We start from the raw sequence: 19992 nt of genomic DNA, 5'->3' as shown, positions 1-19992 counted from the left end.
CGGTGGCCTTGGCTTCTTCTTTCGCCTTGGCTAACTCTTTTTTGACCTGTGCACGTTCGTTATTGGTTTTCGTGGCTTCATTGACAATCTTGTCGATGGCCTCTTTGTCACCGGCTTGGTCGATGGATGCTTTCGTATTGGTCTTTTCGTCCTTGCTCAGCTCATCCAACTGATCAACGGTGGCCTTGGCTTCTTCTTTCGCCTTGGCTAACTCTTTTTTTGCCTGTGCACGTTCGTTATTGGTTTGCTTGGCTCCATTGACAATCTTGTCGATGGCCTCTTTGTCAGCGGCTTGATCGATGGATGTTTTTGCATCGGTCTTTTCGTCCTTGCTCAGCTCATCCAACTGATCAACGGTGGCCTTGGCTTCTTCTTTCGCCTTGACTAACTCTTTTTCACTCGCTTTCGATTCATCTTTCACCAGAATCGTTGCCAGTCGAATGCCCCATCGACTGCCGTCCGGATAATATAAGATCAAATACTTGCCGTTATATTCAAATTTCTCTGCATGGGGATTCAGCTGCTTTACTTGTCTGATTATTTCTTGTTTTTCCGCTTTCGTCAGCGCGTTGGGATCGCCGACTTTTATTGGATTGGGTGTCCTAAGAGGAAATAGGTCTTTATCCTTAATGGCGTTTAAATTACGTCCGTCATACTTAAATCCATTGTCCTTTCCCTTGATTTTCAGATTGACTACGTCGCCCTTTCGGAGTCCAGGGTTTATGTAAACTTTTCCTTTATCGTAGTAATACTGTCCCCGATGGAGTTTGTCTTTTTTTCTGCCTTTTGTGTATTGGTTTCCGTTGATCCACAGGCCGTCAATATCGCTTATTTCGTGTTTTAATGCTTTCCATTTGATTCTTGCTTTTTCCCTGTCATATTCTACCGATTTTCTTTGCACGTCTTCGTTTGACGTTGCCGAAGATTTCGCATCGACTTTGTCATGCTTGCCGTGATGGCTCGTCAAGCGGTATTCGACCACGGTTCCATTGCGCTTTGCCGCCGACAGATCATTTCCGCCCGCGCCGGAAGCATAGGATTTGCCCGGAATAAACCCGGCAATTAAGGTAAAGCCTAAAAGGCATGAGACAAAACCGACCGATAATTTTCGCATGCCGTAACGAGGGCATTGCTCTTTCTGTTTCATTCTTCCTCCTTCATTTAAAAACAAAATGGCGTCTTTGAGGAAGGTCAAACTCTATGTATTTTTCCATAGCAGACCTATTTCAAAGTTGCCATGTACACTATCATCTCTCAATTTCTGATTATAACTATTACGATAATAATTATCAAGTACTACTTTCGTATTTTATCATTTGTTTTTTTCTCGACGATTTTTACGTCGTGCCATCTTCCGTTTATTCCTAAATTTCAATCGAAATGAATAGTTTCCTTCCGTCGATAGGTCGTGAATTTTATTTTGTAAATGAAAAAGCCCTCTTCCGCTTTCTTTCCGCGGTGAGGGCTTTATCATCTATGTTTTATCATTTATTTTTTAATTATTTTAATTCAATTGGCTTTTTAAATTCAGCATCATTTGGGTTGCTTCTTCTCTGCTCGCCGTGCCCTTGGGATCGAATCGGTTTCCGTCCTTGCCGTGTAGAATCCCCCGCGCCGTCAAATTTGCCACAGCAGGCCGGAAGACGGGGCCGATGGCCGCCGCGTCCGTAAAGGGCAAATCGTAAAATGTGACGTCGTATTTCATGGCGACGAAAAGGATCTTCGCCATTTCTTCCCGGCTGATTAAGCGTTCGGGGCGGAAGCTGCCGTCTTCGTAGCCGTCGATGAGCCCGGCATTTTTCGCCGCCGCCACGGCTTTGGCGTAGTAGGCATCGGCAGCCACGTCGGGAAAGCCACCGCCTGCTTCCGTCATAGGTAGGCGAAGGGCGAGGCCCATTAAGAGGGTAAACTCGCCGCGGTTCATGGCCTCTCTGCCTTGAAAGCTCGTAAGGCCGCGGTAGGCGGCGGTGTTGATTCCTGCGTGGTTCGCCCGGCTCGGCACATCCTTCGCCCAGGGAGAGGTCATGTAGCGGCTCATGGCGTAATTCAATAGAACCATGGTGTCGTGGTAGCGCCCGTCAGTTCCCTTGGATCCCATGACCACGGAAATCAACCGGCGGCCTTTTTTCGTGTAGGTTGCCGTGAGGCATTGGCCGGAGTAGGACGCCGTGCCCGTTTTAAATCCGTTGATTCCCTTAAAGCGACGAAATTTTCGATAGAACTGATTGGTGGAGCGATAGATTTCGCTTTTATATTTTGTCTGATGTTTCGAGGTGGTGTTTAATATCTCCGGGTAGTCGCTGATAATGGCGCGGGTCAAAAGGGCCTGTGCCCTGGGGGTGACGCGATTGGGCTTCAGGCCGTTGGCCTCGGTGTAGTAGGCGTCGATGCCGAGTAATCTCGCCTTTTCGTTCATCCGCTCGGCAAAGGTGGCCTCGCTTCCGCCGCCGAAGTATTCTCCGATGGCGATGCCCATTTGATTGTTGCTGCGAATCAAGTAGGGTTCAAACAAATCGCCGAGGCGCTCCGTTTCGGCGAAGTCCGTCTTGTCCCAAGGGGACTGGTTGCGGGCATTGTCGGAAATGGGGATCACCGTGTCCCATGTAGCTTCGCCGGTGCGCAGGGCGTCGAGGACGATGTAGGCGGTCATGACCTTTGTCATGGAGGCGGCGGAACGGGGCGTATCCGCGTTTTTTTCGTAGAGCACCTGCCCCGTATCGTAGTCCATAACGATGGCCCCTTGGGCGCTGATGGTCGGCGCAGTTGCGGCAAAGGCCGCTCCCGGCGTAAGAAGGATGGCGACGATGAGTATAAATGCCGCCACGCGATTGAGTCGTTTCATTGTATTCCTTTCAGTTTTTTTGCTACGTCTGTTTTCGTGTCCTTTAATCGTTCTTGTCGTTACACACCGATAAAATCAAATCGGGATTGATACGTTCCCTGTGGGCCTTCACGGTCTCTTCCAGCCGCCCTCTCACTTGATCGCGCCTCGGGCAGGGAATTTCACCGCTCAATACGGCCTCCGCGGGAAGCACGTGGAAGTACAGATGCTCACCCCAATGTTTGTCCACGTAGAGGGCGTCGGGCTGAAAGGCCACGACTTTCGTGCCCATCTCGTCTTTTCTGAGGCGCGCCCGCACCATTTGCCCCGTCTCCACGCGGCTCATATTCATGTACTCGCGCCGCTGATTGGAGACGAAATTGCCCATGGAGTAGGCGACGAAGGTGTGTTTGTCGCCCCGCGCGATGTTATCGATGGCGAGAGGCACGTGGGGATGGCTTCCGAAAATAATATCCACGCCTTTTTCCGCCAAATAGGCCGCCTGCTTTTTCTGCGCGGCCGTCGGCGCCTTCGTGTACTCCTCGCCCCAATGCATAAAGCAGACGACGGCATCGACGCCTTGCGCCTTTAATGCGGCCATGTCCTCGTCCACCTTTTCTTCGGAATAGATGGCCACGGCGTGGGGCTTGTCGCTGTTTTTCATCACCCCGTCGTTTCCGTTGAGGCCGTAGGTGTAGGAGAGAAAGCCGATTTTGATGGCGTTCACGGTTTTGATGAGGGGCTTCGCTTCCTCCTCGCCGGTACCCACCACATCCATGCCCGCCTCGGCGAGGGCGCGGTAGGTATTCTCCACACCGGGCCCGAAGGTGTCGTAGGCGTGATTGTTGGCCGTGGACACCACGTCGAAGCCCACGGCCTTCAAGTCCCGTGCTATTTCTATGGGCGTTGCAAACATGGGAAAGGTGGTATAGCCCTTCGCCCCGTCGGTTAAGGTGGTTTCCAAATTGATCATGGCAATGTCGGCATCGTCGATAAAGGGCTTCACGTAGCGAAAGTCCTCGGTAAAATCAAAGCCCTCGCCCCGCCTCGCTGCGTTGATCTGGGGCCGGTGCATCATGTAATCCCCGAAGGCGACGAGGCTCACCTCCGTGGGCACCATCTTTTTTTCTTTCTGCGGCGGCCCTTCGGCTTCACAGCCCGTTAAAATGAGTAGCGCCGCCAATAAAAAGAGTCGAATTGTTTTCATCAGCATTCCTTTTCTTCTGTTCATTCATTCACGTATTTATTGTATCAGTCTTTTCATAATTTTTGCACTAAAAAAGCGGGGTCTCCCCCGCTTTCGTCGACTACGTCTATAAGCCGTGTTTTGTATCGGTTAACTATCTGTCTGGTCTTTCCGTCGCCGGAAAGCTCTAGCGACCTACCTACCGGAGACGACGAGCAGCCGCCTTTTTCCCTCTTTGGTCTTGCTCCGAATGGGGTTTACATAGCCGCACAGTCGCCTGTGCGCTGGTGAGCTCTTACCTCGCCTTTCCACCCTTACCTTTGCAGGCGGTATCTCTCTGTTGCACTAGCCTTGGGGTCGCCCCCACCGGACGTTATCCGGCATTCTCGCTCTGTGGAGCACGGACTTTCCTCGCTACGCGCAGTTAACTGACGTACTCGACGAATTATTTTACCATATTCGGTTTCAGATTTCAAAGACGAAGGGGGAATTCATCACCACGTGGGCACTGGCGCCGGAAATTTCTTCCACCCACTCCGCCATGGCCATTAAGATGGCCTTTTCGCTGTGGAAATGGCCGATGTCCAGTACCATGAGGCCGATTTCCGCGGCGTGTTGGCCGTCGTGGTGCTTTACATCCCCGGTGATGAGCACATCGGCGCCTTGAAGGGCCGCCTCGTCGATGTAATCGGCGCCGCTTCCGCCGACGAAGGCGATGGTGTCCACCGCCTCTTTCTTTTTGCCGTAGCCCCGCACATTGTCGATGGCTTCGGCTTCAAAGACGGCCTTGAGATCGGTGAGGCTCATGTTGTTTTCGCCGATGATTCCCAGCTCGTCTTCTTCCGATAAGACGCGGACATTTTTAAGCCCGAGCTTGTCGATCCACTGATCATTTACGCCGCCCTTGGCCTTGTCCATATTGGTGTGGGCGGAGTAGACGGAAATGCCGCGGCGAATTAAATCCACCACCATGGCGCCTTTCGTCGTCTCTTCCGCCACATTGGAAAGGCCGCCGAAAAGAAAGGGATGGTGGGTTAAAATCAATTCCGCGCCGACTTCCGTCGCGAGATCCACCACCTCCGGCACCACGTCCATGGCCACCACCACATTCGTCACGTCGCGATCCGCAAGCTTAATCTGCCAACCGCTGGCGTCCCAGGGCTCCTGAAGCTCTTCCGGCGCCCATTTGCGCAAATTATTGATGATTTCTACACAGTTCAATGTATGCCTCCCATCTTTCCACGTCCCTTTTCACCTTGTCGATTAAATCCTTTTTGCCGCTCACTTCCACGGCGCGGGCCACGCCTTCGAGGCGGGCTTTTTCTTTTTCCGCCATGGGCAGAAAGTCGTCGCAATGAATAAAATCTTCCCAGGAAAAAACATCGCTTCCGCCGGCTGCGATTTTCATGAGGGGATAAAATTTGCCCCGCTCTTCCACGAGATCTGATTCCATTAATTCAAAGCCCGATCTGTTCAAGTAATCGAAGAGGTCCTCCGCCCCCTGCATGGGCTGAACGATGCACCAATCCAGAGAATTCACCACGTCTTTTCCCCGGGCCAAAATGTCGGCGATTAATTGGCCGCCCATGCCCATAATAATGGCTCCTTGAATTTCTCCCTCGGCGATGGGAGCAAAGCCGTCGCCCAAGCGGGTTTCGAAACGGCCGCAAAAGGCCCCTGTCAGAAGTGTAGCCGCCTTGTTTAAGCTCGGGGCGGAAATGTCCGTAGCGATGACTTTCTCGGCTCTGTTTGTCTCTAAAAGGGCGTGGGAGATATAGCCGTGGTCGCAGCCTATATCTCCCACACAGTGAACCGCCGGGGTCATATGAAAGACGGCCGTAAGCCGCTTCGACGATTCAATCATTCCAAAAAGTCTTTCAGTTTCTTGCTGCGGCTCGGGTGGCGCAGCTTTCTCAATGCCTTGGCTTCGATTTGACGAATCCGCTCCCGGGTCACGTCAAATTCCTTGCCCACTTCTTCCAATGTGCGGGCGCGACCGTCTTCCAAGCCGAAGCGCAGGGTGAGCACTTGTTTTTCTCTTTCCGTCAAGGTGGTGAGGACGTCGCCTAATTGTTCCTTCAGGAGAATAAAGGTGGCCGCCTCTTGAGGAGAGAGGATGTCGTCGTCGGGAATAAAGTCGCCTAAGTGGGAATCCTCTTCTTCGCCGATGGGCGTCTCCAGGCTCACGGGCTCTTGGGCGATCTTTTGAATTTCACGCACCTTGTCCACGGTAATGCCCATTTCTTCGGCGATTTCTTCCGGTTGCGGATCCCGGCCCAAATCTTGCACCAATTGCCGTTGTACCCGCACCAATTTATTGATGGTTTCCACCATGTGCACGGGAATACGAATGGTCCGCGCCTGATCGGCAATGGCACGCGTAATGGCTTGGCGAATCCACCAAGTGGCGTAGGTGGAGAATTTAAAGCCCTTTTTATAATCGAATTTGTCTACGGCCTTCATGAGACCCAAATTGCCTTCTTGAATTAAATCCAAAAAGCTCATGCCTCGGCCCACGTAGCGCTTGGCGATACTTACCACGAGACGCAAATTCGCTTCGGCCAATTCCTGCTTGGCCAGCTCGTCGCCTTCTTCCATGCGCTTGGCAATGGCCACTTCTTCGTCGGGCTCCAAGAGGGGAATCTTTCCGATCTCTTTTAAATACATGCGCACGGGATCGTCCACGCTGCCGCCTTTGACTTCCGTGGGTTCTTTCTTCTTTTTCGTCGCCTTATGCTTTTTTTCCTCGTCGTCTTTTAAAATTTCCACGTCGAGATCTTCAAACTCCGCATAGATGTCGTCCATTTCATCGCTGGATAAATCCACGTCATCGAGCGCATCGATGACTTCTTTTGCCGTTAAACTGCCGTGCTTGACGCCTTTTTTAAATAACTTTTCAATGGCCGGATCTTTTTCCAAAATGTGTTCGTCAAATTGGTGGAGTTGATCCTTGTGATCCATACTGTTCGTCATCTATGATTCGTCCCCTTTTCTACTTCCTGTAAACGTCGGTTTATTTCGTTGAGTTCATATAATTTCTCGGGCAGACTTTGATTCTCGTCCGCCTCATGGGCCTGTTCCATATGTTCTATATCGTGTAGTAATTTCTGACTGCGAAGCCTGAGCCCTTCGGCATAAATGCGGTCGATCAGCTCGCCGACGATGGCTTCACCCTGTATTAGATCCATACCCTTTGTGAGGCGATAAAAACGGTCTTTCATCTCCGGATAGGCATCGAAAAATTGCCCCTTGCGCTCCTTCTGCGGAAGGTCCTCTTTGTAGAGATCCGCCATGGTGGTAAACATGAGGCCCCAGCTTTCTCCTGCCACAAATTTCCACTGATCCTTCGCTTCGATAATGGCGAAAAAATCTTTGTCTTCCAGGCCGTACTGCAAGAGACTGAGCCACAAGCTTTCCATGGGATCCGACTGAGGCGTTGTCGCCGCTTTCTTTGGCCGATTCAGATTGCCCCGGCGGATTTCTCCTTCGAAGGATTCGGGGCGTACGCCATAGGTCTCGGCGAATTTCTTCGCGAAGACGTCCCGCTCCACCGGGCTTTTCACCTTCGACAAAATGGCCGTGACGCCTTTTAAAAATTCCGAGAGGGAAGCGGCGTCTTCAAGTTGAAAATTTTTTTCCAGATTTTGTACCTGAAACTCGATGGAGGAAAGGCCCCGGTTCAGCTTGCCTTCAAAGGCGATTTTTCCGTAGTCCCGAATGTATTCGTCGGGATCTTTTCCCCCTTCCAGCACGACGATGCGCGGGCGAATGTCTTCCGCAGCCAAGATGTCGATGGCCCTGTTCGTGGCCTGAAGCCCGGCATTGTCGCCGTCGTAGCAGATAAAGACCTGTTTGCCGTAGCGCTTAATCACCCGGGCCTGCTCTCGGGTGAGGGAAGTGCCCAAACTCGCCACGGCGTAGCCGATCCCCGCCGCGTGAAGGGAGATCACGTCCATATAGCCTTCCACCAAAAGAATCCGTGAGCGATCCGATACTTTCATGACGCGATTTAATCCGTAGAGCTCCCGGCTCTTTTTGTAGAGCAGGGTGTCCGAGGAGTTTAAGTATTTCGGCAAGCTGTCGTCGAGAACCCGGCCGCCGAAGCCCACGACGCGGGATTTTCTGTCGATAATGGGAAAGATCAGGCGGTTTCTGAAGCGATCGTAGTAATGGTTTTTCTCCTCATTGTAGGAGAGAAGGTTCGCGTCGAAGAGCTCTTTTTCCTCGTAGCCCTTCTCCTTCATGTGGCCCAAGAGTTGATCGCCGCCGGCAGGGGCGAAACCCAGGCCGAAGGCCATGATCATGTCTCTTGCGATGCCGCGGTTTTTTAAATAGTTCAGGCTGTGGGGATTGCGGCTCAAAATTTCCATGTAGTAAAGGGCCGCCTCCCGGTTCATGGCCACCATGCGGGCCCGCTTTTTTTCCGCCTCCGTGTCTCTGAAGGAAGGCTTTAAGTCGATGTGAAGGTCTTCCGCCAATTTCTCCACGGCTTCGATAAAGCCCAGGCCCTCTTTTTCCATGAGAAATTTGATTATATCGCCGCCGGCGCCGCAACCGAAACAGTGGTAGTAGCCCTTATCCGGCTGCACAGAAAAAGAAGGGGTCTTTTCCGTATGAAAAGGACAAAGACCCATGTAATTTCTTCCTTTTTTCTCAAGTTTTGTGTATCGACCGATCCACTCGACAATATCGCTCTCTTCTTTTACCCGCTGAATAATTTCATCGTCGATGATCGAAGCCATATTGCCACCTGCTTTCTACAAACTGTGCCAATCCTTGGGCACGTAAAGTTCCTTCCACACATTAATGGCGAAGCGATCGGTCATGCCGGCGATGTAGTCGGTGACCATATCCGCTCGGCTCATGCCGTGGGCCTTGGAGAAAGCCACATGGGCTTCGGGAATCGCCTCGACCTGTTCCATGAAATAGGCGTAGAGATCCCGAATAAGCCGCTCCACCTTCCCGTCTTCGCTCTTCACCGTGGGATTGAAATACACCCGCTGAAACATAAAGTTGCGCAGATCCGACATGGCTGCGTAAATGGCGGGATCCATGGTGATTTCATCCGTCCCTTCACTTGCCTCGATGACGCTCTTTACCATGCAGGTAATGCGATCGGAATGGCTCGCCCCCAACGTGTCGACGATGTCTTTCGGGATGGCATCCATGGAGAGAACGCCGGCGCGAATGGAATCGTCGATGTCGTGATTTAAATAGGCGATGCGGTCGGCAAATTTAATGATCTGCCCTTCCAAGGTGTGGGCCGGATTCACGGCCTGCTCTTTGGAATGGTGCAAGATCCCGTCCCGCACTTCCCAGGTGAGATTCAGCCCCGGCCGATCCCCTTTCGATTCCAAGAGATCCACCACACGCAAACTGTGGGCGGCGTGATCGAAGCCACCCGGGTGCAATTGCTTCAACACCGCTTCTCCGGAGTGGCCGAAGGGGGTGTGGCCCAAGTCGTGGCCCAAGGCGATGGCCTCCACCAGATCTTCGTTCAGTCGAAGGCCCCGGGCCATGGTGCGGGCGATCTGCGCCACTTCCAAGGTGTGGGTGAGGCGAGTGCGGTAATGGTCTCCCTCCGGTGCGATAAAGACGTGGGTCTTGTGTTTCAGGCGGCGAAAGGCCTTGGAGTGAATGATCCTGTCTCTATCTCGTTGAAAACAGGTGCGCATGTCGCACTCGGGCTCCGGCATTCTGCGGCCCTTGGAACGGGCGGCGTGTGCGGCCCGTTCGTCTAAAATCGCCTCTTCAACTTTTTCCCATCGCTCTCGCTGAAGCATAGGCCCTCCTAAAATCGGGAAATCATGTAATCGTTAATGATTTCCGCCGTCTCTTCAATGGCTTTGTTGGACACGTCGATAATGGTGCAGCCGATGTCTTTCATGATCTGCACGGAGTAATCCACTTCTTCTTTGATGCGGTCCACATTGGCATACTTCGCCGAGGAATTTAATCCAAGCGCCCGGAGCCGCTCTTCCCGGATGGTGTAGAGTTTTTCCGAATTGGCGATGAGGCCGAAGAGCCTGCGCTTGTCTTTTTCGTAGACTTCCTTGGGCACGGGCACTTCCGGCACCAAGGGCACATTGGCCACTTTGTAAAGCTTGTTGGCCAAGTACATGGACAGGGGCGTCTTGGAGGTGCGGCTCACGCCGACGAGGACGATGTCCGCCTTCACCACGCCGCGGGGATCCTTGCCGTCGTCGTATTGCACGGCAAATTCGATGGACTCCACTTTTTTAAAGTAGTTTTCGTCCAAGCGACGGATCAAGCCCGGCTGACGCATGGGCTCATAGCCCAAAAGAGTTTCCAGCTTGTCCATGGGCGGGCCCATCACGTCCACCATGGCCAGGTTTAATTCCTTTTCTTTTCTCTTAATGTAGGCGCGGGTTTCCGTGTCCACATTCGTGTAGACAACCAGTGCCCGCTTTTGGGCCGCAGCTTCTTCGAGCAAGGGCTTTACCTGTTCCACGCTGTTGGTATAGGGGTAGCGCTTAATGGCGAAATCCTTCGTGTCGAATTGTTTTACCGAGGCCTTGGCGATTAACTCGCCGGTTTCACCGATGCTGTCACTAATGACGTAGACCATCAGTTTCGAGTCGTCGCGTACGGAATCAAGATTCATCGTCTCCCCCTAATTCTACAACTAAGCGGTTAATATTCGTCTTCGTCAAGCGGCCCACAACTTTCAGCTGCTCCTCCCCTACCACCACGGGCAGGGCGTCGATCTCCCATTGATCGATGGCTTGGGCGGCTGTGTAAACGGAATCCTTCGGCCCAATGGAAATAATATTGGGCATGCGGGTCATGATCATGGAAAGGGGCGTCTTTTCAAGATCCACTTGGCCGATGGCCGAGCGGAGCAGGTCTTTTCGGGACACGCATCCCACGAGAAAACCCTGGCGGGTAATGAAGATGGTACCGATGTTTTCGAGAAAAACGGCGCAGATGCCGTCGTAGACGCTGGCCTTTTCGTCGAGAACCGCGGGCACGCTCATGATCTCTTCCACGTGAATGCCGTCTAAAATTTTGCGCATTTCAAGATTCGTGGGATCGCCCTTGTAGTAGTAGCCCACCTTGGGCCTGGCGTCCAGATAGCCGAGCATGGTGAGCACGCTTAAATCGTTGCGTATGGTGCCCCTGGCCAGGTCCAAAATTCCCGCGATGTCGTCGCCGGTAATGGGCCCTTCTTCTCGAACGATTTGAATGATTTGCTCTTGCCGTTTACTCAGTTTCACCGGGCACCTACCCTTCGACGATTTGGTTTCCGTTAAACTCCCGTTGTACCAAGGCGTCGATTCGTTGAATCAAAGCCAGGCGATTGTTTCTGAGGCCTTCGTCTTCCGCCATGATCATGACGCGGTCGAAGTACAGGTGAATGGCGTCGGTTAAGGAATCCAACAGCGCCAAATACCTTGCGTCGTCCCGTTTTCTGTATGCTTCGTCGAGTTCCGCTTCCACTGCCAGGACCTTGTCGTAAAGGGCCCGCTCTTCTTCCGTTAAAATGGCTTCGTCGATCGTTTTATCCTTCGGTTCGTTTTTCGAGGCGATGTTTTCCACCCGGGTTACGGCTTCCAGGAAGGATTTCCGGTCGCCGCCTGTGAAGAAGTTTTGCATGGCTTGTGCCTTTTCAAAGACGCGCAGGCTGTCTTCGCCGTCGATGTCATTTAATGCCTGAATAATGTCGTAGCGAATGCCGTCGGCGTCCAACATGGTGTCGATGCGGCCACGGAAGAATTTCAGAATTTGCTTGCGCACTTCTTCTTTGTCGAAGACCAGCCCCATGGAATCCACGAAGGAGAACAGGGAGGCGTCGATGCAGTCGCTCAGGCTTAATTCCCAGTGTTTTTCGTTGATCATGCGCAAGATACCGATGGCCTTTCTGCGAAGGGCAAAGGGGTCTTGGCTTCCGGTGGGCACTTCGCCGATGGCAAAGAGGCCGCAGATCGTGTCGAATTTGTCCGCCAAAGACACGATGGTGCCGGTGGTAGATTCCGGAAGATCCGCGCCGCTGGCTACGGGCATGTATTGTTCGCGAATGGCGTCGGATACGACAGATTCTTCGCCGTCGAGCTTGGCGTAAATGCTTCCGATAATGCCTTCAAGCTCCGTAAATTCCTGAACCATATTGGTCATGAGGTCGGCCTTGGAAAGGTAGCAGGCGCGCTTGGCCGATTCCACGGTCTTGTCGCCGACGGCTAAAATTTCGCCGATTCGGGCCACGAGATCGGAAATGCGTCCTGTCTTGTCCGCCATGGTTCCCAATTTTTCCTGGAAGACGATGCCGCCCAATTGGCTTACATAATCTTCCAAAGGCTTTTCTCTGTCGTTGTCGAAGAAGAAGCGGGCGTCTTCCAATCGAGCTTCCAATACTTTTTCGTTGCCTTCGGCTACGACATCGGCGTATTCTTCGTTGCCGTTACGAATGGTGATGAAGTAGGGAAGCAAATCCCCTTCCGGGCTGTAAACCGGCGTGTAGCGCAGGTGTTCCCGCATGGGTGTCGTAATGACCACGTCGGGAAGGGAGAGGAATTTTTCCTGTACATTGCCCAAAACCGCCGTGGGGTATTCCACGATAAAGGTGAGTTCTTCCAAAAGATCGTCGTCTCTTCGGATTTCGCCGCCGTTGGATTTGGCCATGTGGTTGATTTGATAGAGAATGGATTCTTTTCGCTTGTCCTGATCCAGGATGACGAAATTTTTCTCCAAGGCTTCTTCGTACTCGCGTACGTCCTTGATTTCGATGTGGCTGCTGCCCAAGAAGCGGTGGCCGCGGGTCACATTGGACAGGGTGATGCCTTCTAAATCAAAGGGTACGACGCGGTCGTTCATCATGGAGAGAATCCAGCGAATGGGTCGTGCGAAGCGCAGGTTTTTTCCGCCCCAGCGCATGTTTTTCGGGAAGGGAATGTGGTGAATGGCATTGGGAATAATTTCCGCCAAAATCACTTCCGCCGGCTCGCCGGCTTTGTGAATGTGGGCGTAGATGTATTCGTTGCCCTTCAGTTCGCGGACTTCGAGATCCGCTTCCGTGACGTTTTGGCTGCGCATAAAGCCTTCCAGGGGCTTGTTGACGGAGCCGTCTTCTTTGTAGGCGATTTTCTTTGCCGGGCCCTTGACCCAATCTTCGATATCGCCTTGGGTGTCATCGATGCCGTGAATCATGAGGCTCAAGCGGCGGGGCGTAGCGTAGGCGTCGATGTGATCGAAACCTAAGTTTGCTTCATTCAGCGCCGTTTCCACTAAATCCTTAAAGGCGTTTAAGGCATTTCGAATGTAGGAAGAAGGCAACTCCTCCACGCCTACTTCGATTAAATAGATATTGTCTTGATTACTCATGATCGTCCTCCCCGTTCTTAATAAGTGGGTAGCCCATGGCTTCTCTTTGTTGAATATATTTTTGCGCCGACAGGCGAGCCAAGTTCCGAACCCTGGAAATATACGACGCCCGTTGGGAAACGGAAATGGCGCCTCGAGCATCCAGTAGGTTAAAGGTATGTGAACACTTCAATACGAAGTCGTAGCCCGGCAGGACCAGATCCAGATCCAGGACGCGGCTCGCTTCTTTTTCGTACATATCGAATAATTGCTTGAGCAGGTCGATGTCGGCGATTTCAAAACTGTATTTGGAGTGTTCGTACTCGGCTTTTTTAAAGATGTCGCCGTATTTAATGTGGCCGTTCCAGTCGATGTCGTAGACCGTGTCCACATCTTGCAGATACATGGCGATCCGTTCCAAACCGTAGGTGAGCTCGGCACTTTCCAAATCGCAGTTAATGCCGCCCACTTGTTGGAAGTAGGTAAACTGGGTGATTTCCATGCCGTCGAGCCAAACTTCCCAGCCCAGGCCCCAGGCGCCCAGTGTCGGGGATTCCCAGTTGTCTTCCACGAAGCGAATGTCGTGTTTTAAGGGATCGATGCCCAAAACTTCCAGGCTCTTTAAGTAAAGTTCCTGCACATCTTCCGGCGAGGGTTTTAAAATAACCTGCAGTTGATGGTGTTGGTAGAGGCGGTTCGGGTTGTCGCCGTAACGACCGTCCGCCGGCCGCCTGGAGGGCTCGACGTAAACCGTGCGCCAGGGTTCGGGACCCAAGGTGCGCATAAAGGTATGGGGGCTCATGGTGCCGGCCCCTTTTTCCGTGTCGTAGGCTTCCAGTACCGTGCAGCCTTGATCGTTCCAGTACTCTTGTAGTTTCTGTATCATTCCTTGAAAATGCATTTCTTCCTCCCCTCTACATCCTCAACTGTAGAGATTGTATGTTGTCCAGTTGTAAATTGACCACGGTGTAGACTTTCAGCAATCGATAAATTTTTTCCAAGGTGGTTTTATCCACATCTTCCAAATTTATCTTATCTAAAGAAGTATATAGCAAATGGCGCAAAGTGTAAATATCCCGCCCGTCCAAAGGCTCTCCCCCGGCGGCCCCCTCGGCCTCGACGGCGCCTGCGTTGGAGAGAAAAACGTAGCTTCCTTCGTCGGATTCGGGCAACATGGGCCGGTAGCCCATAAAGCTTAAATACTTGATCAAGAAGCCGAGAAACACCGCAAGAGGCGCCTCCGTTAAGGAAAGTTCGTGAAGGGCTTTTCGTATTAAGGAAAAGATTCGCGCCGTTCCCTCATCTTCCATGCTGCTTTTGTCCACGATCTCCACCAGGGCGGAGGCGTAGATCATGTTGTCGTAATTGTTTCTCAGGCCCATATTGGCCTGGAGGATTTTTCCGCTGTTTAAGTAGTAAAAGCTCTTGCCCGCACTGAGGCGATAGAGACCGAAGGTGAAGGGCTCGCTTAATGCCACGGTGGCGGAGCGGCGGGATTTGGCCCCCTTCACCAAGACGGAAAGCTTCCCCGCCCGCTCCGTGTAGAGGCGAATGATCTTGTCGCTTTCGCCGTAGGCCGTGGCGGCGAGGACCACGCCCTGACACTCAATCCGCTTTGTAGCCAAAAGCCTTGACCTTCTCGTCTTTTTCCCGCCAGTTTTTGCTCACCTTTACCCAGAGGCGCAGGTTCACGTGTTCGCCTAAGAAGGCTTCGATTTCTTTTCGCGCCTCCGTGCCGATGCGCTTCAGCATTTGACCGTTTTTGCCGATAATAATACCCTTGTGGGAATCCCGCTCCACGTAAATGGTGGCCTGAATGTCCATGTGGTCTTTTCCTTCCACTTCTTTCATGGAGTCCACGGACACGGCCAAACCGTGGGGCACTTCGTCTCGTAGATAGAAGAGGCCTTTTTCCCGAATCAATTCGGCGACGATAAATTTCTCCGGCTGATCGGTGATCATGTCTTCGGGGAAATATTGGGGGCCTTCCGGCAAATGCTCGAAGATCACGTCCACCAGATGATCCACGTTTTCGTCGTTTAAGGCGGAGACGGGGACGATGTCTTCGAAGCGGTTCATGGCGGCAAATTTCGCGATAATGGGAAGCACTTCGTCTCTCGGCGCCACATCCACTTTGTTAATGACTAAAATCGCCGGAATGTCCCGCCCTTCTTTTTCCATGGCATCGAGAATCATTTGATCCTTCGGGCCCAGGTAGTCGCTCATGTCCACCACCATGAGAATCACGTCCACCCCTTCCATGGAGGAGACGCTGGTCTTTAACATGTAGTCGCCTAATTTGTTTTTCGGCGATTGAATCCCCGGCGTGTCGAGAAAAATAATTTGGCCCCGATCGTCGGTGTGGATCATGGTGATTTTATTTCTCGTGGTTTGGGCCTTGTTTGAAGTGATGGACAGTTTTTCCTTAAGTATTCTGTTTAACAGCGTGCTTTTTCCCACATTGGGGCGTCCCACGACGCTGACAAATCCTGATTTATGCATCGACATCTCCTTTTACATTTTCCGGCCCGAAGCTGTGGGGCAAGAGCTCGTCCAGTGTGTGAACGTGGTAGTTTTCTTCGTCTTTCGCCACGACGACTGTGGCATTTTTTCCGAATTCTCGGAGCACCTGGCGGCACACGCCGCAGGGATAGCCCATGTCCTCGCCCGCCACCACGGCGATGATTTCCACCTGCTTTGCCCCTTCGCTGATTGCTTTAAAGACGGCCACCCGCTCGGCGCAGACCGTGGGGGTAAAGGAGGCGTTTTCGATATTGCAGCCGGTATAGATCTTGCCGTCATCGGCGAGAAGGGCTGCGCCCACGGCGTAGTTCGAGTAGGGCACGTAGGCGGATTTCTGCGCCGCCTTTGCCGCGGCGATTAGTTTTTGAATTATTTCTTTTCGGTTCATTTTATCCCATCCAAACAAAAATAATAACGGCGACGGCGATGCCTAAGACGGCACCCGCCACGGTTTCCATGGGCTTATGTATTTCCCCTTCGATGCGGCTTTCCGCCACGAGAAAGGCCAGGCCGAAGGCGAGAGCCGCGATAAATCCGTTCATGGAAATAAAGGTAATGGAGGCCGCCATGCAAAAGGCCAGGGCGGAATGGCCGCTGACGGCGCCGCCTTGAAAGTAGCTTCCCCCGTGTTCCCGCTTGTAAAGCTTCGCGCCCACGGTCAAGATCAAGACGATAATAATGGCCACGAAGGTCAGGTGGGGCCCGGAGTTTTTAATTCGAACCAAGACCACATCGGTAAAGGAAATGATCCGGTCGAAAAAGAGCAAGTAGCCCGTCACCGCCGCATTGATCCCTGCGAGCAAGACGGCGCCGGCGCTGATGTCTTTGACGAGTTTCGCCATGGGGTGGTATTCCTGGGTCACCATGTCCACGGTGCGCTCGATGGCCGTGTTGAAAAGCTCCGAGACGATGACGAAGGTGACGGCGAAGAGCAGGGCGATAAATTCGATGCGGGACAGATTAAACAAAAGGCTGAAGGCGATAACCCCCAGCGCCGCCGCGTAATGAAATTTCATGTTTCGCTCCGAATGAATGGAGCTGATGATGCCCTGTACGGCAAAGTTAAATGATTTGATAAAGTTACCGCGCTTCATTTTCTTCCCCTTCGAATGCCGCGAGGAGCGCCTCTTCCCTGGCGCGCATGGCCGCCTTTTCCTCGGCCTCCTCGTGATCGTAGCCTACTAAGTGGAGCAGGCTGTGTACCGTAAGGTAGGTGAGCTCCCGGCGGTAGCCGTGGCCGAATTCCTCGGCCTGCTCCTTCACCTTGGCGGTGTTGATTATTACATCGCCCAGGTTCCTAAAGTCGCCGTAGACCTCGTCCATGGGAAAACTCAACACATCTGTCACCTTGTCCACGCCGCGAAAATCTCGATTTAGGGCGCGGATCTCCTCGTCTTCCACGAAGCTCACGGAGACTTCCACCTGTGCCTCTTCGGCGATTTTCGGAACGACGAAAGAAATAAGGGATTGAATTAAAGCCCTGTCTTCTTCCGACAAGGCGATGGTCTCTTGCCGATCGTCCATATAGAGGCTAAGTTCGGTCATGGCCCTTCCCCTTTTGGTCCTTGTTGTCTTTACCGTCTTTGCTTTTCGATTCTTCAGCCTGTTTTTCCTTTTCCCGATCGAAGCGGTCGTAGGCGTCGATGATCCGTTGCACCAAGGGATGGCGCACGATGTCGTTTCGGCCCAGGCGAATGATCTCGATGCCCTTGACGCCGTCCAAGATTTTAAGCACGCTCTTCAGGCCCGATTGCTTGCCCCGAGGCAAGTCGATTTGGGTCACGTCCCCGGTGATAATGGCCTTGGAGCCGTAGCCCAGCCTGGTCAGAAACATTTTCATCTGCTCGTTGGTGGAGTTTTGCGCCTCGTCTAATATGACGTAGGCATTGTCCAAGGTGCGCCCGCGCATGTAGGCCAAGGGCGCCACTTCGATAAGGCCTTTTTCCAAATACTTTTGAAAGGCGTCTTGGCCCAGAATTTCGAAAAGGGCGTCGTAGAGGGGGCGAAGGTAGGGATCCACTTTCATCTGCAAATCCCCGGGCAAAAAGCCCAAGCTTTCGCCGGCCTCCACGGCGGGGCGCGTGAGGATGATGCGGTTGACTTCTTTTTCCTTAAAGGCCTTCACCGCGTTGGCCATGGCGATGTAGGTCTTTCCCGTGCCGGCGGGACCGATGCCGAAGACCACGTCGTGACTTCTGATGGCATCTAAGTAACGCTTCTGCCCCAAGGTTTTCGGGCGAATGGGCCGGCCCATTTCCGTGTAGACGATGACGTCGTCCAGGAGGGAGGTGAAGCTGTCTTCGATGCCCGCCTGTACCAGGTCGATGCTGTATGCCACGTCTTTTTTGTCCACGCGCTTTTGCTTGTGGATGGCTTCGATTAAATTTTCAAGGACGATGCCCGCCTGTTTCACCGGGCCCTCTTCCCCTTTTACCGTGAGGCCGTCGTCTTCCTGGCGAATGGTCACGGAAAAAGCCTCCTCGATCATTTTCGTATGTTCGTCTAAATGACCGAATAATTCCTTTAACACCTTGGGTTCACTGATGCCGATAGCTAATTGATCTTGCAAAAACGTCTCCTTTACTTACGTTTACACTTGGGTTTGTTGAATACTTCGCTGTAAATAAACGGCCGGTAGGCCTCGTCGAATTTTTCGATGGCGGCAAATGGCGAGGGCTTTGCGGCCTCCGGCTCTGCCGCTTGGGGCGCGACGGGAGCCTCTTCTTTGGCACGATCGGCGGCAAGGGCCGCTTCCGTGGCCTGCTTTAATGCCGCGTCATCCATTTGCCGTTTCTTTTTCAGCCGCTCTTTTTCCCGAGCGCGGGTTTCTTTTTTCGCTGCCTTTGCCTCGGGTTGTTGAAAACTTTTTATGGCCCGCTGCACCTCGATGGGCAGATCCTTGTAATCCGCCTCCCGGCCATTACCTCTTCCCGTTTTTTCCTTTGTTCCCTGAAATTGTTTTATGGCCTGCTGCATCTCATCGGGCAGCCCCACGCCATGGGATTTCTTCTTCGCCTCCGTGCCGCTGCTTTCTTCCATACGGCTTTTAATCAGACCGAAGAGCGCGATGAGGAGAATGGGAAGGAGGCTGTTCATTCACTTGCCTCGTCGATTTTCTTTTTGTCTCCGCCGGCGATGGCTTCCCGCATGGCCGTGTCGCTCTTTAGGTTTTCAAGCTCGTAGTAACCGCCCACGGAAAGATTTCCGGACTTCAATGCTTCCGCTAAAGCCCTGGGCACTTCCGATTGAGCTTCCACGACGCGGGCGCGCATGGCTTCCACTTCGGCGCGCATTTCCTGTTCCCTGGCGATGGCCATGGAGCGGCGTTCCGATGCCTTCGCTTCGGCGATGCGCTTGTCCGCTTCCGCTTGGTCCGTTTGCAGACGGGCACCGATGTTTCGCGCCACGTCCACGTCGGCGATGTCGATGGATAAAATTTCGTAGGCCGTGCCCGAATCCAATCCCTTTTCGAGGACCACGCGAGAAATATTATCCGGGTTTTCCAACACTTCCTTGTAGGTTCTCGACGAGCCCACGGTGGTGACGATGCCTTCGCCGACCCGGGCGATAATGGTTTCTTCACCGGCCCCGCCGACGAGGCGGTCGATATTGGCCCGCACGGTCACTTTGGCGATGACCAAGACTTCGATGCCGTCTTGGGCCACGGCGGAAATCTTCGGCGTCTCGATCACTTTCGGATTGACGCTCACTTGCACCGCTTCCAAAACGTCTCTGCCCGCCAAGTCGATGGCGGCGGCCTCTTCAAAATTCAATTCTATGTCGGCCCGTTGGGCGGCGATGAGCGCATCAACAACGGCGTCCACATTGCCCCCGGCCAGGTAGTGACCTTCGACAGAGCCGATGTTTAAGCCCATGCCGGCTTTCGTGGCCTTGATCATAGGGTTTACGATTCGACGGGGTTTTACGCGGCGCAGGCGCATGCCGATGAGGTCGCTCATCCGCACTTTTACGCCGGAGAAAAAGGCCGTCACCCACAAACCGATGGGCACCATGGTGAGTACGACGAGTAAAAAGACGACGATGACAAAGGCGATGATTGCGCCGAAAATAGTACCGAGTCCCATTGGAATCCCTCCTCTGATAAATCAATTATTTCTGCTGCGTTTTTCTTATAAGTACATTC

The 19992-nt window shown here is 52.9% G+C and carries 20 protein-coding genes and 1 other RNA gene; all 21 read right to left on the bottom strand.

Annotation, left to right across the window (positions count from 1 at the left end):
• Positions 1-1147 (bottom strand): YSIRK-type signal peptide-containing protein (locus OCV31_RS08280; RefSeq protein WP_267303905.1); only part of this gene is annotated, 1147 nt, incomplete at its 3' end.
• A gap of 357 nt (positions 1148-1504) precedes the next feature.
• Entirely contained in the window at positions 1505-2842 is a 1338-nt protein-coding gene (locus OCV31_RS08275) for an S-layer homology domain-containing protein (protein WP_148474225.1), read from the bottom strand.
• A gap of 43 nt (positions 2843-2885) precedes the next feature.
• Positions 2886-4028: a CapA family protein gene (locus OCV31_RS08270; RefSeq protein ID WP_267303904.1), complete on the bottom strand. Its 1143-nt coding sequence runs from the start codon at positions 4026-4028 to the stop codon at positions 2886-2888.
• A gap of 93 nt (positions 4029-4121) precedes the next feature.
• An RNA gene (gene rnpB / locus OCV31_RS08265) (RNase P RNA component class A) lies at positions 4122-4447 on the bottom strand.
• A gap of 25 nt (positions 4448-4472) precedes the next feature.
• Positions 4473-5228 (bottom strand): Nif3-like dinuclear metal center hexameric protein, encoded by a 756-nt coding sequence (locus OCV31_RS08260; protein WP_148474221.1) that lies wholly within the window; start codon positions 5226-5228, stop codon positions 4473-4475.
• Positions 5203-5871, bottom strand: coding sequence for a tRNA (adenine(22)-N(1))-methyltransferase (locus OCV31_RS08255; RefSeq protein WP_148474219.1), 669 nt, complete (start codon positions 5869-5871; stop codon positions 5203-5205). Before OCV31_RS08255 ends, OCV31_RS08260 begins: the two co-directional genes overlap by 26 nt.
• Positions 5868-6968, bottom strand: a complete 1101-nt coding sequence (gene rpoD, locus OCV31_RS08250) for an RNA polymerase sigma factor RpoD (RefSeq protein WP_148474234.1) — start codon at positions 6966-6968, stop codon at positions 5868-5870. Before rpoD ends, OCV31_RS08255 begins: the two co-directional genes overlap by 4 nt.
• Positions 6969-6976: 8 nt before the next feature.
• Complete coding sequence (dnaG, locus tag OCV31_RS08245) at positions 6977-8749, bottom strand: DNA primase (protein WP_148474217.1); 1773 nt, start codon at positions 8747-8749, stop codon at positions 6977-6979.
• 15 nt (positions 8750-8764) lie between these two features.
• Positions 8765-9790, bottom strand: coding sequence for a deoxyguanosinetriphosphate triphosphohydrolase (locus tag OCV31_RS08240; protein ID WP_148474215.1), 1026 nt, complete (start codon positions 9788-9790; stop codon positions 8765-8767).
• An 8-nt stretch (positions 9791-9798) separates the two neighbouring features.
• Complete coding sequence (locus OCV31_RS08235) at positions 9799-10632, bottom strand: pyruvate, water dikinase regulatory protein (RefSeq protein WP_108831934.1); 834 nt, start codon at positions 10630-10632, stop codon at positions 9799-9801.
• Positions 10622-11245, bottom strand: a complete 624-nt coding sequence (locus OCV31_RS08230; RefSeq protein ID WP_267303902.1) for a helix-turn-helix transcriptional regulator — start codon at positions 11243-11245, stop codon at positions 10622-10624. The genes OCV31_RS08235 and OCV31_RS08230 overlap by 11 nt, the downstream gene beginning before the upstream one ends.
• 7 nt (positions 11246-11252) lie before the next feature.
• Positions 11253-13346, bottom strand: coding sequence for a glycine--tRNA ligase subunit beta (gene glyS / locus OCV31_RS08225; RefSeq protein WP_148474213.1), 2094 nt, complete (start codon positions 13344-13346; stop codon positions 11253-11255).
• The gene (glyQ, locus tag OCV31_RS08220; protein WP_148474211.1) at positions 13339-14226 is read right to left on the bottom strand and encodes a glycine--tRNA ligase subunit alpha; all 888 of its coding nucleotides are present in this window, start codon (positions 14224-14226) and stop codon (positions 13339-13341) included. The genes glyS and glyQ overlap by 8 nt, the downstream gene beginning before the upstream one ends.
• 13 nt (positions 14227-14239) lie before the next feature.
• Positions 14240-14950, bottom strand: coding sequence for a DNA repair protein RecO (recO, locus tag OCV31_RS08215; RefSeq protein WP_148474209.1), 711 nt, complete (start codon positions 14948-14950; stop codon positions 14240-14242).
• Entirely contained in the window at positions 14931-15827 is an 897-nt protein-coding gene (gene era / locus OCV31_RS08210) for a GTPase Era (protein WP_267303901.1), read from the bottom strand. Before era ends, recO begins: the two co-directional genes overlap by 20 nt.
• Positions 15820-16236, bottom strand: coding sequence for a cytidine deaminase (locus OCV31_RS08205; RefSeq protein WP_148474204.1), 417 nt, complete (start codon positions 16234-16236; stop codon positions 15820-15822). Before OCV31_RS08205 ends, era begins: the two co-directional genes overlap by 8 nt.
• A gap of 1 nt (position 16237) precedes the next feature.
• Positions 16238-16942 (bottom strand): diacylglycerol kinase, encoded by a 705-nt coding sequence (locus OCV31_RS08200; RefSeq protein WP_148474202.1) that lies wholly within the window; start codon positions 16940-16942, stop codon positions 16238-16240.
• Positions 16929-17393, bottom strand: coding sequence for an rRNA maturation RNase YbeY (gene ybeY / locus OCV31_RS08195; protein WP_148474200.1), 465 nt, complete (start codon positions 17391-17393; stop codon positions 16929-16931). The genes OCV31_RS08200 and ybeY overlap by 14 nt, the downstream gene beginning before the upstream one ends.
• Positions 17380-18417, bottom strand: coding sequence for a PhoH family protein (locus OCV31_RS08190; protein WP_394800652.1), 1038 nt, complete (start codon positions 18415-18417; stop codon positions 17380-17382). The genes ybeY and OCV31_RS08190 overlap by 14 nt, the downstream gene beginning before the upstream one ends.
• An 11-nt stretch (positions 18418-18428) precedes the next feature.
• On the bottom strand, positions 18429-18944 hold the full coding sequence (locus OCV31_RS08185) for a hypothetical protein (protein WP_148474198.1): 516 nt from the start codon (positions 18942-18944) through the stop codon (positions 18429-18431).
• Positions 18941-19933: a flotillin-like protein FloA gene (floA, locus tag OCV31_RS08180; RefSeq protein ID WP_148474196.1), complete on the bottom strand. Its 993-nt coding sequence runs from the start codon at positions 19931-19933 to the stop codon at positions 18941-18943. The genes OCV31_RS08185 and floA overlap by 4 nt, the downstream gene beginning before the upstream one ends.
• Positions 19934-19992 lie beyond the last annotated feature (59 nt).

This window comes from Aedoeadaptatus acetigenes (assembly GCF_025566985.1).
GTDB lineage: Bacteria > Bacillota > Clostridia > Tissierellales > Peptoniphilaceae > Aedoeadaptatus > Aedoeadaptatus acetigenes.
The sequence above is the reverse complement of the archived record's forward strand: the minus strand, read 5'-3'. Positions and strand labels throughout refer to the sequence as shown.

Coding starts and splice junctions, on each gene's coding strand:
- floA (WP_148474196.1), bottom strand. CDS start 19,933: ATGGGACTCGGTACTATTTTCGGCGCAATCATCGCCTTTGTCATCGTC.
- dnaG (WP_148474217.1), bottom strand. CDS start 8,749: ATGGCTTCGATCATCGACGATGAAATTATTCAGCGGGTAAAAGAAGAG.
- OCV31_RS08255 (WP_148474219.1), bottom strand. CDS start 5,871: ATGATTGAATCGTCGAAGCGGCTTACGGCCGTCTTTCATATGACCCCG.
- OCV31_RS08185 (WP_148474198.1), bottom strand. CDS start 18,944: ATGAACAGCCTCCTTCCCATTCTCCTCATCGCGCTCTTCGGTCTGATT.
- rpoD (WP_148474234.1), bottom strand. CDS start 6,968: ATGGATCACAAGGATCAACTCCACCAATTTGACGAACACATTTTGGAA.
- era (WP_267303901.1), bottom strand. CDS start 15,827: ATGCATAAATCAGGATTTGTCAGCGTCGTGGGACGCCCCAATGTGGGA.
- OCV31_RS08270 (WP_267303904.1), bottom strand. CDS start 4,028: ATGAAAACAATTCGACTCTTTTTATTGGCGGCGCTACTCATTTTAACG.
- glyQ (WP_148474211.1), bottom strand. CDS start 14,226: ATGCATTTTCAAGGAATGATACAGAAACTACAAGAGTACTGGAACGAT.
- OCV31_RS08200 (WP_148474202.1), bottom strand. CDS start 16,942: ATGAAGCGCGGTAACTTTATCAAATCATTTAACTTTGCCGTACAGGGC.
- OCV31_RS08205 (WP_148474204.1), bottom strand. CDS start 16,236: ATGAACCGAAAAGAAATAATTCAAAAACTAATCGCCGCGGCAAAGGCG.
- OCV31_RS08275 (WP_148474225.1), bottom strand. CDS start 2,842: ATGAAACGACTCAATCGCGTGGCGGCATTTATACTCATCGTCGCCATC.
- ybeY (WP_148474200.1), bottom strand. CDS start 17,393: ATGACCGAACTTAGCCTCTATATGGACGATCGGCAAGAGACCATCGCC.
- OCV31_RS08235 (WP_108831934.1), bottom strand. CDS start 10,632: ATGAATCTTGATTCCGTACGCGACGACTCGAAACTGATGGTCTACGTC.
- OCV31_RS08240 (WP_148474215.1), bottom strand. CDS start 9,790: ATGCTTCAGCGAGAGCGATGGGAAAAAGTTGAAGAGGCGATTTTAGAC.
- glyS (WP_148474213.1), bottom strand. CDS start 13,346: ATGAGTAATCAAGACAATATCTATTTAATCGAAGTAGGCGTGGAGGAG.